General features: G+C 66.9%; 15 protein-coding genes. 10 read left to right on the top strand and 5 right to left on the bottom strand.

Annotated elements, in window-relative coordinates:
* The first annotated feature begins 622 nt into the window (after nucleotides 1–622).
* The 6 genes from ACX12D_RS05050 (at nucleotide 623) to ACX12D_RS05025 (ending at nucleotide 7,478) form a co-directional block, all read left to right on the top strand.
* The gene (locus ACX12D_RS05050; RefSeq protein ID WP_459373149.1) at nucleotides 623–1,561 is read left to right on the top strand and encodes a pirin family protein; all 939 of its coding nucleotides are present in this window, start codon (nucleotides 623–625) and stop codon (nucleotides 1,559–1,561) included.
* Between the two features lie 430 nt (nucleotides 1,562–1,991).
* Nucleotides 1,992–3,581: an ABC transporter ATP-binding protein gene (locus ACX12D_RS05045; protein WP_459373148.1), complete on the top strand. Its 1,590-nt coding sequence runs from the start codon at nucleotides 1,992–1,994 to the stop codon at nucleotides 3,579–3,581.
* Nucleotides 3,574–4,674: an ABC transporter permease gene (locus ACX12D_RS05040; RefSeq protein WP_459373147.1), complete on the top strand. Its 1,101-nt coding sequence runs from the start codon at nucleotides 3,574–3,576 to the stop codon at nucleotides 4,672–4,674. The genes ACX12D_RS05045 and ACX12D_RS05040 overlap by 8 nt, the downstream gene beginning before the upstream one ends.
* Nucleotides 4,675–4,690: 16 nt before the next feature.
* Nucleotides 4,691–5,611 (top strand): ABC transporter permease, encoded by a 921-nt coding sequence (locus ACX12D_RS05035; protein WP_459373146.1) that lies wholly within the window; start codon nucleotides 4,691–4,693, stop codon nucleotides 5,609–5,611.
* A gap of 171 nt (nucleotides 5,612–5,782) precedes the next feature.
* Nucleotides 5,783–6,928 carry a BMP family ABC transporter substrate-binding protein gene (locus ACX12D_RS05030; protein WP_459373145.1) on the top strand — a complete coding sequence of 382 codons (1,146 nt, stop codon included), beginning with the start codon at nucleotides 5,783–5,785 and terminating at the stop codon, nucleotides 6,926–6,928.
* A gap of 256 nt (nucleotides 6,929–7,184) precedes the next feature.
* Complete coding sequence (locus ACX12D_RS05025) at nucleotides 7,185–7,478, top strand: YkvA family protein (protein ID WP_459373144.1); 294 nt, start codon at nucleotides 7,185–7,187, stop codon at nucleotides 7,476–7,478.
* A 31-nt stretch (nucleotides 7,479–7,509) separates the two neighbouring features.
* Here ACX12D_RS05025 and ACX12D_RS05020 read toward each other — a convergent pair whose 3' ends face one another.
* The 4 genes from ACX12D_RS05020 to ACX12D_RS05005 all read right to left on the bottom strand — a co-directional run bounded on the left by ACX12D_RS05020 (nucleotide 7,510) and on the right by ACX12D_RS05005 (nucleotide 10,997).
* Nucleotides 7,510–8,484, bottom strand: a complete 975-nt coding sequence (locus ACX12D_RS05020; protein WP_459373143.1) for a quinone oxidoreductase family protein — start codon at nucleotides 8,482–8,484, stop codon at nucleotides 7,510–7,512.
* Nucleotides 8,485–8,574: 90 nt separating this feature from the next.
* Nucleotides 8,575–8,961, bottom strand: coding sequence for a methylglyoxal synthase (locus ACX12D_RS05015; protein WP_043344563.1), 387 nt, complete (start codon nucleotides 8,959–8,961; stop codon nucleotides 8,575–8,577).
* A 235-nt stretch (nucleotides 8,962–9,196) separates the two neighbouring features.
* The gene (locus ACX12D_RS05010) at nucleotides 9,197–9,985 is read right to left on the bottom strand and encodes an SDR family oxidoreductase (RefSeq protein ID WP_441639418.1); all 789 of its coding nucleotides are present in this window, start codon (nucleotides 9,983–9,985) and stop codon (nucleotides 9,197–9,199) included.
* Nucleotide 9,986: 1 nt separating this feature from the next.
* Nucleotides 9,987–10,997, bottom strand: a complete 1,011-nt coding sequence (locus ACX12D_RS05005) for a DMT family transporter (protein WP_459373936.1) — start codon at nucleotides 10,995–10,997, stop codon at nucleotides 9,987–9,989.
* Nucleotides 10,998–11,369: 372 nt separating this feature from the next.
* Here ACX12D_RS05005 and ACX12D_RS05000 point away from each other — a divergent pair, with 372 nt between their 5' ends.
* The 4 genes from ACX12D_RS05000 to ACX12D_RS04985 all read left to right on the top strand — a co-directional run bounded on the left by ACX12D_RS05000 (nucleotide 11,370) and on the right by ACX12D_RS04985 (nucleotide 14,728).
* The gene (locus ACX12D_RS05000) at nucleotides 11,370–12,524 is read left to right on the top strand and encodes an acyltransferase family protein (RefSeq protein ID WP_459373142.1); all 1,155 of its coding nucleotides are present in this window, start codon (nucleotides 11,370–11,372) and stop codon (nucleotides 12,522–12,524) included.
* 225 nt (nucleotides 12,525–12,749) lie between these two features.
* Complete coding sequence (locus tag ACX12D_RS04995) at nucleotides 12,750–13,688, top strand: Bug family tripartite tricarboxylate transporter substrate binding protein (RefSeq protein WP_441639451.1); 939 nt, start codon at nucleotides 12,750–12,752, stop codon at nucleotides 13,686–13,688.
* A gap of 113 nt (nucleotides 13,689–13,801) precedes the next feature.
* Nucleotides 13,802–14,452, top strand: coding sequence for a uracil phosphoribosyltransferase (upp, locus tag ACX12D_RS04990; protein WP_043344561.1), 651 nt, complete (start codon nucleotides 13,802–13,804; stop codon nucleotides 14,450–14,452).
* Between the two features lie 129 nt (nucleotides 14,453–14,581).
* Entirely contained in the window at nucleotides 14,582–14,728 is a 147-nt protein-coding gene (locus ACX12D_RS04985) for a DUF3149 domain-containing protein (protein WP_006158366.1), read from the top strand.
* Between the two features lie 138 nt (nucleotides 14,729–14,866).
* Here ACX12D_RS04985 and ACX12D_RS04980 read toward each other — a convergent pair whose 3' ends face one another.
* Complete coding sequence (locus ACX12D_RS04980) at nucleotides 14,867–16,417, bottom strand: helicase HerA-like C-terminal domain-containing protein (RefSeq protein WP_459373141.1); 1,551 nt, start codon at nucleotides 16,415–16,417, stop codon at nucleotides 14,867–14,869.
* Nucleotides 16,418–16,604 lie beyond the last annotated feature (187 nt).

Here is a 16,604-nt window from a genome sequence, read left to right as displayed (position 1 = left end):
CAGGCGGGTGCAAATGGGGGCCCGCCGGCCCTGACTAGATTGCCTTGCCCGCCATGACCGGCAGATGAGCCGGTGGACGGGCGCCGGGCTTCACGCTGGAGAGCGGGAAACCCAATTGAAAGGACACCGTGCCGGTAAGGGCGGGCGTCCCGGGAGCGGCGCAACCCGCTGCAAGGTGCAGGAACGGGAGGCCAGTGGCAGCGCAAATTTGGTGGTTCCGACGCGCCGCCGGATCAATCGGCCGGTGCCACGCTTGGGGAAGCAAGGGGATGGGGCGGCACTCAAACACGCCTGCCCGGACCCTGCCAACCCGACTTGATTACGCAGCATCGGATGACAACGAGAGCGCTATTATACCCAATTACAGCGATCTTGTCACTATCACGCTTTCTCCACACTTTCGCGCCGCTTTCTGGCCGTATCTATCAGGCTTCGCCCGGCATTCCGGCGTCACTCTCGTTGTTCCAGAATTGAGGCATCGCAAGGGCCTGGCCGTGCCATGGGCAGAACAATCTTTTGCCCGGATGGCCTCTACCGGTTCTGGCCCAAACCCTTAAATTACGAGGGTAGCCTTTGGGGCCGCGCGCCATTGCCGCCATCCCCAGCCAACAGGAGATCGATCATGGAACAACGCACTGCCACCCCTACCACCCCCACCGTCCCGGCCACCGCTACGGAGACCGTGCAGCGCTCGCGCGCGGTCGACCGCGTGGTGCGCGGCATCGCCACCTCGGACGGCGCCGGCGTCAAGCTCACCCGCGTGCTCACGCAGAACCTGCAGCGCCGCCTGGACCCGTTCCTGATGCTGGACGCGTTTGGCACCGATAGCCGCGACGACTATATCGGCGGCTTCCCCGACCACCCGCACCGCGGCTTCGAGACCATCACCTATATGCTGGCCGGCCGCATGCGCCATCGCGACAGCGCCGGCAACGAAGGCCTGCTGGAGAACGGCGGCGCCCAGTGGATGGTGGCCGGCGCCGGCGTGGTGCACTCCGAGATGCCCGAGCAGGAAGACGGCCGCATGGAAGGCTTCCAGCTGTGGCTGAACCTGCCCGCCGCGGACAAGATGACGGCGCCCTGGTACCGCGACCTGCCGGCCGCCGACGTGCCCACGGTGGCGCTGCCGGGCGGCGCCACCGTGCGCGTGCTGGCAGGCGCCTCGCACGGGGTGGCTGGCGCGGTCACGCGCCCGGTCACGGAGCCGCTCTACCTGGACGTCTCGCTGCCGGCGGGGCAGACCTTCTCGCAAGCGCTGCCGCAAGGGCATAACGCCTTCCTGTACACCTATCGCGGCGAGATCGCGGTCGGCGCGGGCAACAACGCCGCCGTGCTGGAAGCGCAGCGCATGGGCGTGCTGGACAACGCCGCCGGCGCCGACGGGGTCAATGTCACGGCCACGGCCGATGCGCGCTTCCTGCTGATCGCGGGCAAGCCGCTGGGCGAGCCGATCGCGCAATATGGGCCGTTCGTGATGAACACCCAGGAGGAGATCTACCAGACCCTGGCTGATTTCCGCGAAGGCCGCTTCAACCAGATCGCGGTCAGCCACGACGCCTGACACGCTGTGAGCCATCGGGGGCGGCATCGCGCCGCTCCCGTTCCGGCATTGGCCGCGGCGCCCCGCCCCGGCCCCTCGCTCTCTCCCGCCCTACTCCCCGCATTTCGCAAACTTCACGCCAGTTTCGCGCCAATCGGCCAAGCCGGCCGCCCCCCGCCAGCCCGGCCGCCCGCTCACCCGCCCCAAATGCCCGGCATGCGACTTGCAACCTGCTTGTATCCGTTGTGGGGCCGAGAAAACTGGCCTGATCAGGTCGTCCGAACCCCACACACTTATATAATCCACGGTTAATAAACGGCATCACCGCCCAGTGATGGTTGCTGCAATGCGTAACGGCGATCCTGCCCCACGCACTGCAGCAGGTGCTGCCCGATACAAACATTAACGAACATTGACCCACGTTGCTGCCATAACAACTCGAGCCGCCTCAGTGACCTTAAGCACAACCCCAAGGCTGGCGCTTGCCCATATCAGCAAGCGCTACCCCGGCGTGACCGCCAACGATGACGTGTCCCTCGTCGTCGCCCCCGGCGAAATCCACGCCGTGCTCGGCGAGAACGGCGCCGGCAAATCCACCCTGATGAAAATCATCTTTGGCGCGGTCAAGCCGGACGCCGGCGACATGCACTTCAACGGTGCACGCGCCGCGATCCACAATCCGCACGATGCCCGGAACCTGGGCATTGCGATGGTGTTCCAGCACTTTTCGCTGTTCGATACGCTGACCGTGACCGAGAACATCGCCCTTGGCCTGCCCCGGGGCGGCAAGGCGGCCGCCGGCAGCCCGCATGCGGGCACCAATATGAAGCAGCTGGCCGACCAGATCCGCGAAACCGCCCAGCGCTATGGCCTGCCGCTGGAGCCGAACCGCCATGTGCACACCTTGTCGGTAGGCGAGCGCCAGCGCGTGGAAATCGTGCGGGCGCTGCTGGCCAAGCCGCAACTGCTGATCCTGGACGAGCCGACTTCCGTGCTGACACCGCAAGCGGTGCAAACCCTCTTCATCACGCTACGCCAGCTCGCGGCGGAAGGCACCAGCATCCTCTACATCAGCCACAAGCTCGACGAGATCCGCGAGCTTTGCCATAGCGCCACCGTGATGCGCATGGGCCGTGTCACCGGCGTGTGCGATCCGCGCCAGGAAAGCGCGGCCTCGCTGTCGCGCCTGATGATCGGCGGCGAGCCGCCGCGCGAGGCGCGCGTGCAGACCGAACCCGGCGCCTGCCGGCTGGCGGTGCGCGAACTCTCGCTGCCGCGCTCGCATGCGTTCGCGACGGAGCTTGACGGCATCTCGCTGGACCTGCACGCCGGTGAGATCGTTGGCATCGCCGGCGTGTCCGGCAACGGCCAGCAGGAATTGCTGGCGGCGCTGTCGGGCGAGGATGTGCGCGCCGCGCGCGGTGCCATCGCGCTGGATAACAAGCCGGTGGGCAAGCTGGACGCGCGCCAGCGGCGCCGCGCCGGACTGGCCTTCGTGCCCGAGGAACGCCTCGGCCGTGGCGCCGTGCCGGGCATGAGCCTGGCCGCGAATATCCTGCTCTCGCACCAGTCCGCGCCCTATGTGCAGCGCGGCATGATTTCGCCCAAGGCCGCCGCCGGCCTGGCGCAGGCCGTGATCGGGCGCTTCCGCGTGAAGGCAAGCGGGGCGGACGCGCTGGCCAAGAGCCTGTCGGGCGGCAACCTGCAGAAATTCATCGTCGGCCGCGAGATCGAAAGCGGCCCGAAGGTATTGATCGTGGCCCAGCCGACCTGGGGCGTGGATGTGGGTGCCGCGGCGCAGATCCACAACGAGCTGCTGGCGCTCAAGGCCACCGGCTGCGCGTTGCTGGTGGTGTCGGAAGAACTGGACGAACTGTTCGCCATCTGCGATCGCCTGCACGTGATCGCCAAGGGCCGGTTGTCGCCGTCGATTCCGACCCAGGACGCCACGCGAGAGCAGGTGGGCCTGTGGATGAGCGGTCTTTGGGAAGGCGGGCCAGGCGGCCGGCGCGAACAAGAGGAGGCGGTGCTCCATGGCTGATTTCCTCCTTCGCTCGCCGCTGTCGCTGGCACCGCGCGGGCTGCCCTCGCGCCGCATGGCCTATGCCTCGCCCTTCATCGCGCTGGCCTTGACGCTGGCCTTCGGCGCGCTGCTGTTCCTGCTGCTCGGCAAGGATCCGGTGGCCGCGCTCAAAGTGTTCCTGGTCGACCCGCTCAAGGACCGCCGCGCCATCGGCGAGGTGCTGCTCAAGACCGTGCCGCTGGTGTTGTGCGCGCTCGGGCTTTCGGTGTGCTATCGCGCCAATATCTGGAACATCGGCGCGGATGGCCAGCTCATCGTCGGCGGCATCTTCGCCGGCGCCACCGTGTTGTACTTCGACGTGCCCGGCAATGGCGTGAACGGCACCGTGGTGCTGGTGCTGGCCTCGCTGGCCGGCGTGGTCGGCGGCATGTTCTGGGCGTCTCTCACCGCCGTGCTCAAGGACAAGTTCAACGCCAACGAGATCCTGGTGTCGCTGATGCTGACCTATATCGCGCAGCAATTGATGCTGTACGTGGTCAACGGGCCGCTGAAGGATCCCAACGGCATGAACTTCCCGCAGTCCAAGGTGTTCTCAAGCGAGTTCCTGCTGCCCAACCTGATGTCGGGCTCGCGCCTGCACGCGGGCTTTGTGGTGATGCTGGTGCTGGTGGTGCTGATGACCGTCTTCATCTTCCGCAGCTTCGCGGGCTACCGCCTGCAGGTGGGCGGCACCGCCCCGGCCGCGGCGCGCTATGCCGGCTTCTCGGCGCGCCGTTCCCTGTGGAGCGCGCTGATGATCTCCGGCGGCACCGCCGGCCTGGCGGGCGCGTTCGAGGTGACCGGCCCGATCGGCCAGCTGCTGCCCTCGATCTCACCGGGCTACGGTTTCACCGCGATCATCGTGGCCTTCGTGGGCCGCCTGCATCCGGTGGGCACCGTGTTCGGCGGCATCGTCATGTCGCTGTTTTATATCGGCGGCGAAATGGCCCAGTCGCGCCTGGGCCTGCCTTCGGCGCTGGGCTCGGTGTTCCAGGGCATGCTGCTGTTCTTCCTGCTGGCCAGCGATACGCTGATCGACAACCGCCTGCGCTGGCGCGCCAAGGCCGCCTGAGCGGAGCCCCCAAGACATGGAACAACTCGCCCCTCTTATCGCCACCGCGATCAACGCCGGCACGCCGTTGCTGCTGGCGGCGCTTGGCTTGCTCATCAACGAACGCGCCGGCGTGCTCAACCTGGGCGCCGAAGGCATGATGCTGGTCGCCGCCGCGTTCGGCTTCATGGTCGGCTACCAGACCCAGTCGCCGCTGATCGGCTTTGCCGCCGGCGCGCTGGCCGGCATGCTGATGGCCACGCTGTTCTCGTGGCTGGCGCTGGTGCTGGCCACCAACCAGGTGGCCACCGGCCTGGCGCTGTCGATCTTCGGCACCGGGCTGTCGGCCTTCATGGGCCAGCGCTTCGTCGGCTTCGCCATGCCGTCGCAGGCCAAGTCGATTCCCTTCCTGGCCGATATTCCCTTCTTCGGGCCGGCCTTCTTCCAGCAGCACTGGATGGTGTATTTCAGCCTGTTCCTGTGCGGCGCGATCATGTGGTTCCTGTTCCGCACGCGCGCCGGGCTGACGCTGCGCGCGATCGGCGAATCGCCGGAATCCGCGCATGCGCTGGGCTATCCGGTGCGCCTGATCCGATTTGGCGCGCTGCTGTTCGGCGGCGCTTGCTGCGGGCTGGCCGGCGCCTACCTGTCGCTGGTGTACACGCCGATGTGGGTGGAGAACCTGGTGGCCGGCCGTGGCTGGATCGCGCTGGCGCTGACCACCTTCGCCACCTGGCGCCCGGGCCGCGTCTGGGCCGGCGCCTGGCTGTTCGGCGGCGTCACCATCCTGCAGTTCTACCTGCAGGGCATTGGCGTATCGGTGCCTTCGCAGATCCTGTCGATGCTGCCCTATGCGGCGACCATCGTCGTGCTGGCGCTGATCTCGCGCAATCCGGCGTGGATCCGCCTGAACATGCCGGCCTCGTTGGGCAAGCCGTTCCGCCCGGGTGCCGCCTGACCGATCCCGTTGCCGAACCTGCCCGGCGCTGCGCCGTGTTTTCCGTTTTTGTTTCGCTTTAATAAAGTCCGTCAGAGACTTCAGGCTTAAAGCCCTCGTTGTTCAGAGCCACAGTTGCAACCTTAGTTAAAACATCGGTACTCGGTACCCCGGTCATTACAAGGAGAAATCATGATCGTCACGCGCAGGAAAACCCTTGCCGCACTGGCTGCCACCGCCGTGCTGGCTCTCGCGGGCTGCGGCAAGAAAGAAGCCGAAAAGCCGGCGGAAAGCGCGGCTCCGGCCTCCGCTCCCGTCGCCGAGCAAAAGGCCGAGCCGCTCAAGGTCGCCTTCGTCTACATCGGCCCGGTCGGCGATGCAGGCTGGACCTTCGCCCATGATGCCGGCCGCAAGGCCGTGGAAGAGAAATACGGCGATAAGGTGAAGACGTCCTTCGTCGAGAACGTGCCCGAATCCGCCGCCGATGCCGAACGCGTGTTCCGCGATCTCGCCGCGCAAGGCAACAAGGTCATCTTTGGCACCAGCTTCGGTTACATGGAATCGATGCTCAAGGTCGCCAAGGAATTCCCGGACGTGAAGTTCGAGCACGCCACCGGCTTCAAGAACGCCGACAACCTGGCCCAGTACGACGTGCGCACCTATGAAGGCGCATACCTGGCGGGTGTGGTCGCCGGCAAGATGAGCAAGACCGGCAAGATGGGCGTGGTGGCATCGGTGCCCATCCCCGAGGTGATCCGCAACATCGACTCGTTCACCATCGGCGCGCGCAGCGTCAATCCCAAGGCCACCGTCAAGGTGGTGTGGGTGAACAAGTGGTTCGATCCGGGCAAGGAGCGCGAAGCCGCTACCACGCTGATCGGCCAGGGCGTGGACATGCTGATGCAAAACACCGACTCCGCCGCCGTGGTGCAGACCGCGCAGGAAAAGGGCGTGTACGCATTCGGCTGGGACAGCGATATGAGCAAGTTCGGCGAGAAGGCCCACCTGGCCGCCTCGGTGATCTCATGGGGCGTGTACTACAACAAGGTGGTCGGCGACGTTTTGGCTAACCAGTGGAAGAACGGCACCACGTGGTGGGGCGTCAAGGAAGGCATGATCGACCTGAAGGGCTTCAATGCCGTGGTGCCGGATGACGTGAAGGCGCTGGTGGAAGAGCGTAAGAAGGGCATCGCCGATGGCTCGGCTCCGATCTGGAAGGGTCCGCTCAAGGACAACACCGGCAAGGAACAGCTGGCCAAGGACCAGGCAGCCGACGACGGCTTCCTGCACGGCATCAAGTTCTACGTCGAAGGCGTGGAAGGCAAGATCCCGGGCTGATCGCCAGCACCGGTTCAGCGGTTGCCGGCAGCCTGCGCTCGCAGCGCTGCCGGCACGGTGGAGTGGTGCGTCTCGCGCCTCGCCATCTGCCCTGCACGTCCGTCACTGGATGTCCGCCACTGGGTGTCCTTCGCGCCCCCCTCCCCCGCCTTAACTCCCCGCGGAACTTGAAGCGACGAAGATTGGCCCAAGCTATCTGCGAGTGGCGCAATCGGCCACGCCGCTTGGCATTTGTGGAAAGTGAAGGAGGCCTCTCATGTGGAAACGATTTTCGGCACTGTGGACCCTGGTGCGGCGCGACGGCCGCCTGCTGTGGTACGCGCTGCGCCATCCCGACGCCCCGCGCTGGTTGAAGCCGGCCGCGCTGGGCCTGGTGCTGTACGCCATTTCGCCCATTGACCTGATTCCCGACTTCATCCCCGGCCTGGGCCTGATCGACGACGTGGTGCTGATCCCGCTGGCGGTGCACTTCATCCTCAGGCGCCTGCCCGCGCACGTGTTGCGGCAGGCCGAGGCGCGCGCCGGCGCCCAGACGGTACGAGCCCGCTAGCAGGCCAGGCGGCTCGCACCAGGCTGCCGCTTCAAGGCAGCAGGACGGTCGTGCCAGTAGTCTTGCGGCCTTCCAGGTCGCGATGCGCCTGCGCTACATCCGCCAGCGCGTAACGTTGGCGGACTTCAATCTTCACCCGGCCGCTGGTCACCATCTCGAACAGCTCGGCCGCCATCGGCTCCAGCAGTTCGCGATGGACCACATAGGTCATCAGCGTGGGCCGCGTGATGCGCAGCGAGCCCTTGTTGCCCAGCACGGACAGATCGAACGGCGGCACGGGGCCGGATGCATTGCCGAACACCACCATGGTGCCGCGCGGCTTCAGGCAATCCAGCGAGCCGTTGAAGGTGTCCTTGCCGACCGAGTCGTAGACCGCGGCGACGCCCTTGCCGCCGGTGATTTCCTTGACCTTGTCGACGAAGGACTCACGCGTGTAGACGATGGTGTGGTCGCACCCATGCGCGCGTGCCAGCGCGGCCTTTTCATCGCTGCCGGCGGTGCCGATCACGGTGGCGCCCAGCGCCTTGAGCCACTGGCTGGCGATCAGGCCAACGCCACCCGCGGCGGCGTGCAGCAGCACGGTGTCTCCTGCCTGCACGCGGTAGCTGTCGCGCAGCAGGTACTGCGTGGTCAGGCCCTGCAGCATCATCGCCGCGCCCTGCTCGAACGAGATCGCGTCCGGCAGGCGCACCACGATATCGGCCGGCATGACCCGCACCTGCGCATAGGCGCCCGTGGGACGGCCGGCATAAGCAACACGGTCGCCCACGCTCAGGTGCCCCACGCCGGCGCCAACCGCCTCCACCACGCCGGCGCCTTCCATGCCGAGGCCACCCGGCAGCGGCTGCTTGTACAACCCGCTGCGGAAATACACGTCGATGTAGTTGAGGCCAACCGCCTCGTGGCGCACGCGCACCTCGCCGGGGCCGGGATCCCCCACCTCGACATCAACCCACTGCATCACTTCGGGGCCGCCGGTCTCGAAAATGCGGATAGCCTTGCTCATGTCTCACTCCTTTTCCAGTTGCTGGGTGTTGCCATGTGTTGGTAGCTGTTGCTATGTGTTGATGCCGAAAATACGTCGGGCCGACGCGGCTTACTCCGGGTACATCCGCCGCAGCTCCGCGATCAACAGATCCGCGGTGGCCACATTGGTGGCACAGGGCACGTTGTGCACATCGCAGGCGCGCACCAGCGCATTGATATCGGGTTCGTGCGGTTGCGGCGTCATGGGGTCGCGCAGGAAAATCACCACGCCCACGCGGCCTTCGGCCAGTTGCGCGCCGATCTGCAGGTCGCCGCCCCAGGGGCCGGAGAGCATGCGCGTCACCGTCAGGCCGATTTCGTCGCTCAGGCGGCCGCCCGTGGTCCCGGTGGCCAGCAGTTCGCAACGCGACAGGAAATCGCGATGGCGGCCAGCAAAAGCCACGATGTCGTCTTTCTTGTGGTCGTGCGCAATCAGCGCAATACGAGGGGGAGTCATCGGCATCATCCTGGCCAATCAGAGAAAGGCCGGGCCGGCATGGCCCGGCCGGAAAACGCCCGCGGCGCCGGCACGGCCGCCAGGCCGCGCACGCGCCGCGGGTTGGGTCCGGCAGCAGCTTAGAGGTTGTTTCAAAATGAAGCGAAGCGGTTCTGGCTAGGCGCGCGGCCGCAGACAGTACAACTGGATCGGCCAAGGCCGCGCAACGACGCCAGAATCTTTTTGAAATGGCCTCTTAGAACGTGCCGGGGTAGGCGCCGCCATCGAGGAGCACGTTCTGCCCGGTCATGTACGCGGCGTGGCGGCTGCACAAGAAGGCGCAGGTGGCGCCGAACTCGGCCGGCTCGCCAAAGCGGCGGCTCGGGTTCTGCGCGGCGCGGCGCTTGGAGACTTCCTCGATCGACAGGCCGGCCTGCCTGGCGCCGCCTTCCATGGTCTTGTAGAGGCGATCCGTATTGAACGGGCCGGGCAGCAGGTTGTTCACCGTCACGCCGTGCTGCGCCACTTCGCGCGCCAGGCCGGCGACAAAGCCGGTCAGGCCCGAGCGCGCGCCGTTGGACAGGCCGAGCACATCGATCGGCGCCTTCACGGCGCCGCTGGTGATGTTGACGATGCGGCCCCATTTGCGCGCGATCATGCCGTCCACCGTGGCCTTGATCAGCTCGATCGGGGTCAGCATGTTGGCGTCGATCGCTGCCAGCCAGGCGTCGCGGTCCCAGTCGCGGAAATTGCCCGGCGGCGGGCCGCCGGCATTGTTGACGAGGATGTCCAGGTCGCCCAGCTTGGCGACGGCGTCCAGCGCCAGCTTTCGCCCAGCCGGGGTCGTGATGTCGGTGGCGACCGCCATCACGCGCCGGCCGTGGCGCGCGCGCAGGTCCGCCGCAGCTTTTTCCAGCGCCTCGGCGCCGCGCGCCACGATCACCACATCCACGCCTTCGGCAGCCAGCGCGTCGGCGCAGGCAAAACCGAGGCCCTTGCTGGCGCCACACACCAGCGCATGCTTGCCGCGCAATCCTAGATCCATCTCATCGACTCCTTGTGTCATCGAGGCGGCCACCCGCCTGCTTGTTGTCCAGCGTATCCATCGCCTTGCCGCCGCGACGAGCAGCCCGGGCCTTGCCCGCAGCCCCGCTCTTGGCCACCTTGCGCGCCGACAGCAAATATATCCCGCCCATCACCAGCGCGCTGCCGGCGAGCTGCACGCCGGTGATCGGCTCGCCCAGCAGCCAGAAGCCCAGGAACAAAGTGGAAACCGGTCCGAGCATACCCGCCTGCGATGCCATCGGCGCGCCGATGCGCGCCACCGCCACCATCGTCAGCGACACCGGCAGCACCGTGCAAAACACAGAATTGACAAGCGAAAGCCACATCACGGGGGCCGGCTGCAGCAGCTCCGCCAGCGGCCGGCGCAGCACCAGATATTGCACCACGCAGCACGCGGTGGAAACGCACATCGCATAGGCCACCAGCCGCAACGAACCAATGCGCTGCACCAATTCGCCTGACGCGATCAGGTAAATGCCGTAGGTCAGTGCGCTGCCGAGCACCAGCGCGGCACCGAGCCACACCTGGCCGCCGCTCACGTCGAGATCATGCGCGAAAACCAGCACGATGCCTATATAGGCCAGCGCCAGGGACAGCCACTGCCGCAGGCTGATGCGCCGCTTGAACAGCACGGCGCTGGCCAGCAGCACGAAGGACGGCGTCAGGAACAGGATCAGCCGCTCGAGCCCGGCCGTGATGTATTGCAGGCCGAGAAAGTCGAGGAAGCTGGACAGGTAGTAGCCGATGATGCCGAGGAACACGATGCGGCCACGATCGGCCCAGGACAGCGCCGGCAGGCGCCGCGACTGCCACCAGCCGATCGCCATGAACAGCGGCACGGCAAACAGCATGCGCAGGGTGATGACCATGACCGCATCGACCTGGTAGCGGTACATCAGCTTGGCGACGATCGCCTTGCCAGAAAAGAGGACGGCGCCGACGGCAGCCACGGCCAGGCCGGCGCGCTGCGATGCCGGCTCGGCGGCAGGCACGGTGCGGGAAAGTTGGGATGCAGACAAGGGAGAAGCCGGATAGTGGGGCCGCGCGCCGCTGGGCGCGGGCTGGCCGCCAGGGACGCGAGCCATTGTATTCGAAAAGAAGCAACTGCATCCGAGGCACATTGTGCTGCGCACAGGTGTTGGGCGCCGTGCCCCAACCCGCGTGCCCCAACCTATGCCGTGCCGATGGCGGCGGCGCCTGCTTCCCGTGCCTCGGCTTTCGCTGGCTTTCGCGGGTTTTCGCTATGTGGGACGGCGCACCTTCACGCCGTAGCCGCACGGCTAAGCTCTGCCAAGGAGAGTCCCGCGCTGCGTGCCGCCTTGTGTCCACCGCAGCCCTGGCGAGCCGGAACCGGGAGACTGGTCGTGGATGGCACGGACCGCAGCAAGCAATACGATGTACTGGACCTGATCCGGGCGCTGGCCGCGGGCCTGGTCTGCCTTGGCCATGTCCGGGCGCTGGTCATCGTCGACTATGCCGCGAGCGGGCCGCATGGCGGCGCGGCCGGCGTGGCGCTGCAGTTGTTCTATGCGCTTTGCAGCGTCGGCCACGAATGCGTGATCGTGTTCTTCCTGCTCTCGGGTTACCTGGTGGGCGGCACCGTGCGCCGCAAGATGACGCGTGGCGACTGGTCCTGGCGCAGCTACCTGGCTGACCGCATGACGCGGCTATGGATCGTACTGCTGCCCGCGCTGCTGCTCGGGCTGTTCTGGGACAGTGCCGGGATCCACCTGGCGTGGGGGCCGTTCTACCAGGGCACCGAGGGCAACGCGGCCCAGCAGATCGATATCTCGCATCACCTCGGCGTCGCGGGATTGGTTTGCAACGCGGCGTTCCTGCAAACCCTTGCCTGCCAGACCTATGGCTCCAACGGGCCGTTGTGGAGCCTGGCCAACGAATTCTGGTACTACCTCTGGTTCCCTGCGCTATACGGCGCCTGGCACCTGCGCCGCACGCCGCAGGCGTTGCTGTGCCTATTGGCGGCGCTGGTCACGATGGGCCTGTTCCATGGCCTGGTCGAAGGCTTCTTGTTCTGGCTGCTGGGTGTGCTGGCGCAAGCCCTGGAAGCAAGGCTGGCGCAGATCGCAGCGATCGCGCGGCGCAAGTGGCTGGTGCTGCCGGCGCTGCTGGTGTTCCTGGCCGCCATTGCACTGACCAAGCACAAGCCGTACGCCGATGCCGCCGTTGCGCTGGGCTTCTTCGTGCTGTTGCTGGCCGTGCTGTCGACCCGCATCCGTATCGGCCACGCCGGCTTGTCGCACCTGGCTACGCTGGCGTCCGGGTTTTCGTACTCGCTCTACCTGACGCATTTCCCGCTGACCCTGTTCATCGCCGCGGCCCTGGTCAAGGTCCGCCTGCCTGTCGGCGCTGGCAGCCTGGGCCTGGGCGCGCTGATCCTGCTGGGCTGCTATGCCTATGCCTTTGCCGTCTACTGGGTGTTCGAGCGCAATACCCAGCGCGTGCGCGGCCTGCTCGGGCGCCCGGCGCTGCCAGCGGCGCAGCGCGGGCAGAATATCTAGCCGCCATGCCGTTGCCCGGCTAGCCAGCCTGCCTGACTGGCAACCCTGGCAGCCAGCCTGAAACTGCCGTAAGCTCGCCGGTCGGCGCGTCAAACGCGCGCCGCATAAGAAAAACCAGGAGCATTCATGACGGCAGCACCCCACGATATTCTTTCCTCGCGCATTCCCGTTCCAGTCAAAAAGCAGACCGCCGCCCGCCCGCTGCTGGTAGCCGCCGCGGTTGCCATGCTCGCAAGCGGCTGGCTGCCCTCGGCCGCCAACGCGGCCGATTACCCCGTCAAGCCAATCCGCTTCATCGTGCCTTACGCCGCTGGCGGCACCACCGACCTCGTGGCGCGCACGGTCGGCCAGAAGGTGGCGGAGAAACTCGGCCAGCCCGTGGTCGTGGAGAACCGCCCCGGCGCTGGCGGCAATATCGGCATGGAGGCGGTCGCCAAGGCCGCGCCGGACGGCTACACCATCGGCTTCGGCGCCATCTCGACCAATGCGTTGAACCCGCATATCTACAAGCACGTGCCGTTCGACCCGCGCAAGGATTTCACCGCGGTCAGCCTGCTTGGCACCTCGACCATCGTGCTGGAAGTCAGCAACAGCCTGCCGGTGAAGAATGTGGCCGAACTGGTCAGCTATGCCAAGGCCCACCCCGGCCTGACCTACGCCACCGCGGGCACCGGCACGTCCATGCACCTGGCGGGCGCGATGTTCGCGCAGATGACGCAAACGGGCCTGACCCATGTGCCATACAAGGGCAGCAGCCCAGCCATCAACGACATGCTGGGCGGCCACGTGCAGGTGATGTTCGACAACCTGCCCGCCTCGCTGCCGCACATCCAGGGCGGCAAGCTGCGCGCGCTGGCGGTGGCCGGCAAGAGCCGCTCGCCGGCGCTGCCGAACGTGCCGACGCTGGCCGAGGCCGGCCTGGCGGGCTATGCCATCGAGCCCTGGTTCGGCGTCTACGGTCCGGCCGGGCTACCCGCGCCGGTGGTGCAGGCACTCAATGCCGCCTTTCTCGCGGCGCTGGGCAATGCCGACGTGAAGGACAAACTCGGGCAGGCGGGCTTCAATCCCAAGGGCTCGAGCGCGGCTGACCTGCAGTCGCTGACGCTGTCCGAGTACGAGAAATTCGGCAAGGTTGCCAAGAGCGCCAGCATCACGGTGGATTGAGCGCATGCGGCGCTGCGCGCTTGCGGCGGGAGGATCGCCGGGGGGCGCGGCGCCGCATCCATTACAATCCGGCTGCAACGGGCCCTCGCGCCCACTCCTGCCGACTACCCGCCATGAAGCAAGATCCGCGTTTCCCCAAGCTGTACATCCTCGATCACCCGCTGATCCAGCACAAGCTCTCCCATATGCGCGACAAGGACACCTCCACGCGCACGTTCCGCGAGCTGCTGCGGGAGATCACGCTGCTGATGGGCTATGAAATCACGCGCGACCTGCCGCTGACCACGCGCCGCATCGAGACGCCCTTGGTGGAGCTGGACGCACCCGTGATCGCCGGCAAGAAACTCACCATCGTGCCGGTGCTGCGCGCCGGCGTGGGCATGAGCGACGGCCTGGTCGAGCTGATTCCCTCGGCCCGCATTGGCCATATCGGCGTCTACCGCGACGACCAGCACCGTCCGGTGGAATACCTGGTGCGCCTGCCCGACGTGGAAGACCGCAGCTTTATCCTGTGCGACCCGATGGTCGCCACCGGCTACTCCGCCGCGCACGCGGTGGATGTGCTCAAGCGCCGCGGCGTCAAGGACGATGCGATCACGTTCGTGGCGCTGGTAGCCGCGCCGGAAGGCGTGGAGGTGTTCCAGAAGGCACATCCGGGCGTGAAGCTGTTCGTGGCTTCGCTGGACAGCCACCTGGACGAGCACGCATACATCATCCCGGGCCTGGGCGATGCGGGCGACCGGCTGTTCGGCACCAAGAACTGAGTTTTCCTGGCAAGCCGGGCACTGTCTGCGCCCGGCTTGACCGGCCTCAATCCCGCCGGCCGCGGCGCTCCCTAGACTATCGGCAGCGGCACACCGTCCGGTGTGCCTCGCCTGAACTGGGAGACCCACATGGCAGCCTTGAAGATCCTGTTTTCGACCCCCACCGGGCTGATGAGCCTGGCCGTCATCGCCTTCATCATCGGCATGGGCTGGTTCTTCACCCGGCTGTTCCTGCGCAAGATGCGGGAAGACGAGGCAGCGGCGCAACGCCGCTAAGGCGCGAGCCCCTCTCACTGGCGCTATCGCTGACGGACCGGCTGACGGACCGGCTGGCCGATACCATGCTGTGGCAATGCGCCACGCCCGCCTGTCTCGCCGGGCGTGGCCCGCCGGAGCCGCCTAGGGGCAGCGTCCCTACTTCTTCTTGCCCGAACCCAGCAAGCTGCCCAGCACGCCGCGAATCAGCTCGCGCCCGACCTGCGAGCCTACCGTGCGCGCGGCCGACTTGGCCATCGACTCCAGGATGGAATCGCCGCGCCCGGTCTTGCCGGTGCCCTTGGTCAGCCCGCCGAAGATCTCGCCCGCCTGTTCCAGCCAGCCGCCGCCCTGCGCGGGCGGGGCTTCGGGCTGGCCAATCGTGGGCACGGGCGCGGGTACGCCGCCGCCAGCGGCGGGGGCAGACCCAGGCGCGGCGGCGCGGCCCTTGAGCTTCTCGTAGGCCGACTCGCGATCGATGGTCTGCTCATAGGTGCCGGCCACCAGCGAGTTCGCCAGCAGTTGCTTGCGCTCGTCGTCGGTGATCGGGCCGATCCGGCTGCCGGGCGCCAGCACCCAGGCGCGCTCCGTGATGCCGGGAATGCCCTTGGCGTCCAGCAACGACACCAGCGCCTCGCCCACGCCGAGTTCCCCGATGGCCTTCTCCAGGTCCAGCCCCGGCTTGGCCCGCATGGTGGTGGCCGCCACCTTGACGGCCTTCTGGTCACGCGGCGTGAAGGCGCGCAGCGCGTGCTGCACACGGTTACCGAGCTGGCCCAGCACGGTATCGGGGATGTCGACAGGATTCTGCGTGACGAAATACACGCCAACGCCCTTGGAGCGGATCAGCCGCACCACCTGTTCGATCTTGTCGAGCAGGGCCTTGGGCGCGTCGTTGAACAGCAGGTGCGCCTCGTCGAAGAAGAACACCAGCTTGGGCTTGTCGAGATCGCCCGCCTCGGGCAGTTTCTCGAACAGCTCCGACAACAGCCAGAGCAGGAAAGTGGCGTAGAGCTTGGGCGAATTCAGCAGCTTGTCGGCGGCCAGGATGTTCACCACGCCTTGCCCGTTCTCGGTTTGGATGAAGTCGTCCAGGTTGAGCATGGGCTCGCCGAAGAACACGTCGGCGCCTTGCGACTCCAGCGCCATCAGCCCGCGCTGGATGGCGCCGATCGAGGCCGCGGAGATATTGCCGTATTCGGTGGTGAACTGCCCGGCGTTGTCGCCCACGTACTGCAGCATGGCGCGCAGGTCCTTGGCGTCGAGCAGCAGCAGCCCGTTGGCGTCGGCGATGCGGAAAACCAGGTTGAGCACGCCCTGCTGGGTGTCGTTGAGTTCCAGCATGCGCGACAGCAGCAGCGGCCCCATATGGGAGACCGTGGCGCGCACGGGATGGCCCTTTTGCCCGAACACATCCCACAGGGTGGTGGGGCAGGCGCCCCACACCGGCTCGGGCAGGCCGAGCTCGGCCAGGCGGGCCTTGAGCTTGTCGGAGAGCTTGCCCGGCTGGGAAATGCCGGTCAGGTCACCTTTGACGTCGGCCATGAAGACCGGCACGCCCAGCCGGGAGAAGCCCTGGGCCAGGCTTTGCAGGGTCACGGTCTTGCCGGTGCCGGTGGCGCCGGTGATCAGGCCGTGCCGGTTGCCCATCTCAGGCAGCAGGGCAAGTTCCAGCTCGGCGTTCTTGGCGATGATGATGGGTTCGGCCATGGTCTCTCTGGTTGGCAAGCCGCGCGGCGCTTTCGCCGCGACCGTCCCCGCCCTTCCCGGCGGCTCCCGTGATCGGGAGGCCGGCGGCGGCGGGGCCGCGTGATAAAATGCTGGGCTGATTATGCCAGCCCCCAGGCCGGCTCACAGACACATAAACCACCCGGCGCGCCGCCAGCGAGCACCCGTT

This window comes from Cupriavidus sp. PET2-C1, from assembly GCF_054515855.1.
This window is presented reverse-complemented; position numbering and strand designations above follow the sequence as displayed.

Bases quoted from the DNA above. Each gene is read 5' to 3' on its own strand.
- ACX12D_RS05040 (WP_459373147.1), top strand. From the start codon at position 3,574: ATGGCTGATTTCCTCCTTCGCTCGCCGCTGTCGCTGGCACCGCGCGGG.
- ACX12D_RS05030 (WP_459373145.1), top strand. From the start codon at position 5,783: ATGATCGTCACGCGCAGGAAAACCCTTGCCGCACTGGCTGCCACCGCC.
- ACX12D_RS05050 (WP_459373149.1), top strand. From the start codon at position 623: ATGGAACAACGCACTGCCACCCCTACCACCCCCACCGTCCCGGCCACC.
- ACX12D_RS05035 (WP_459373146.1), top strand. From the start codon at position 4,691: ATGGAACAACTCGCCCCTCTTATCGCCACCGCGATCAACGCCGGCACG.
- ACX12D_RS05015 (WP_043344563.1), bottom strand. From the start codon at position 8,961: ATGACTCCCCCTCGTATTGCGCTGATTGCGCACGACCACAAGAAAGAC.
- ACX12D_RS04985 (WP_006158366.1), top strand. From the start codon at position 14,582: ATGGCAGCCTTGAAGATCCTGTTTTCGACCCCCACCGGGCTGATGAGC.
- ACX12D_RS04995 (WP_441639451.1), top strand. From the start codon at position 12,750: ATGCTCGCAAGCGGCTGGCTGCCCTCGGCCGCCAACGCGGCCGATTAC.
- ACX12D_RS05025 (WP_459373144.1), top strand. From the start codon at position 7,185: ATGTGGAAACGATTTTCGGCACTGTGGACCCTGGTGCGGCGCGACGGC.
- upp (WP_043344561.1), top strand. From the start codon at position 13,802: ATGAAGCAAGATCCGCGTTTCCCCAAGCTGTACATCCTCGATCACCCG.
- ACX12D_RS04980 (WP_459373141.1), bottom strand. From the start codon at position 16,417: ATGGCCGAACCCATCATCATCGCCAAGAACGCCGAGCTGGAACTTGCC.
- ACX12D_RS05010 (WP_441639418.1), bottom strand. From the start codon at position 9,985: ATGGATCTAGGATTGCGCGGCAAGCATGCGCTGGTGTGTGGCGCCAGC.
- ACX12D_RS05020 (WP_459373143.1), bottom strand. From the start codon at position 8,484: ATGAGCAAGGCTATCCGCATTTTCGAGACCGGCGGCCCCGAAGTGATG.